Origin of the sequence: Microbispora hainanensis, assembly GCF_006874475.1 — a bacterium.
Lineage (GTDB): Bacteria > Actinomycetota > Actinomycetes > Streptosporangiales > Streptosporangiaceae > Microbispora > Microbispora hainanensis.
The window spans coordinates 1-1,452 of the sequence record NZ_VIRM01000139.1; the positions used below are offsets into that span (position 1 = coordinate 1).

Sequence of the window (1,452 nt, forward strand, 5' to 3'; positions counted from 1 at the left end):
CCCTGTGTCAAGCCGCCGCCGTCTGATCTTGTTGGAGCAGGGCTTGGAGGGCTCTGTGCTTGGCAGGGTCGTAGGCGGCGGTGTCCTGCCAGCAGTGCCAGATCACGTATAGCCAGGCGCGGGCGAGGATGCGGGTGGCGTGCGGGTGGTCCTTGCCGCGGGCGATGGCATCGGCGTAGAGCTTGGCGGCCCAGGGGTTGGCGTGGCGGGAGTCGGCGGCGAAGTCGCAGACGGCGTCGCGGAGTTGCTTGTTGACGGCCCAGCGGAATCCGACGGCTTTGTGCTTGCCGGACTGGCGCGTGGCCGGTGCCACCCCGGCCAGGCACGCCAGTGAGGAGGGGTCGGGGAAACGGGCGCGGCAGTCGCCGATCTCGGCCAGCAGCCGGGCGGCGCGGACGACTCCGGAGCGGGGCAGGGAGGTGAAGATGTGGGCGTCGGCATGCAGGGCGAGCTGTTCGGCGATCTGCGCCTCAAGGGTCTTGATCTGCTCGGTCAGCGAGGTCAGCACATTCAGCAGGGCGCGGGTGATGTGCGCGCGGGCGGCGCCGTCGTGGCCGGTGGCGCCGCGTGGGGCGGCCTTGAGGTGAGTCAGTAAGGCGGCAGGGGTTTTGCGGCCGCAGTAGCCCACGCCTTTCAACCACGCGGCCAGGCGGCGCTCGCTCAGCCAGTCGGCGCGGTCCTGGCAGTCGAATCGGGACAGGAAGGCCAGGCTGATCGGGCTGTCGAGGTCGGCGAACAGTCCCACGACGCCGGGGAAGGCGGTCTTGAGGTGGGCGCGTAACTGGTTGCACAGCGCCACCCGGTGGGCGACCAGGTCGCGGCGGGCGCGTACGGTGGCCCGCAACGTGGCCGTGGGAGCGGTGTCGGGGATCAGCGGACGGAGCCGTGCGCGGTCGGTGCGCAGGGTGTCGGCGAGCACGTAGGCGTCGAACCGGTCATCTTTGCGGCCGGCCGATCCGTAGCGTGAGCGCAGGTTCTTGACCTGGTTAGGGCTGATCACCACGACGGTCAGCGCGGCCGCGAGCAGGGCCTCGACGACAGGTCCGTCACCGCGTTCGATGGCCACCTCGCATGCGCCGGCCTCACGCAGGCGGCGGACCAGGTCCCGCAGCCCGGCATCGGTGTGCTGGACGGTGAACCTGGTCACCACGGCACCGGTCGCGTCGACAACGCAGGCGGCGTGGTCGGCGCCGGCCCAGTCGACACCGGCGGTCCGTCCGCCCGGCGGGGTCGCGGGCAGGGACGCCTGGGGGGCATACTCCATGACAGCCTCCTCGCTGCTAGCCCAGTGGGGAGGCACCCTTGTTTCCAGGTTCCGGGACGTGACAGCCAGTCAGCTCACTGATCGGCGCTCAGCGGCGCACAGCCCTGTCGACGGTCGGCACGTCCCGGGCAACCGCCGGATCCCGCAAACTCAGTCTGGACCTTGCACGGGCGAGCGAGCAGGGCGGT

1 protein-coding gene is annotated in these 1,452 nt (G+C 71.0%); it reads right to left on the bottom strand.

Annotated elements, in window-relative coordinates:
* Positions 1-7: 7 nt before the first annotated feature.
* A complete protein-coding gene (locus tag FLX08_RS39845; RefSeq protein ID WP_142625425.1) occupies positions 8-1,264 on the bottom strand; it encodes an IS110 family RNA-guided transposase in 1,257 nt (418 codons plus the stop codon).
* Positions 1,265-1,452: the final 188 nt, after the last annotated feature.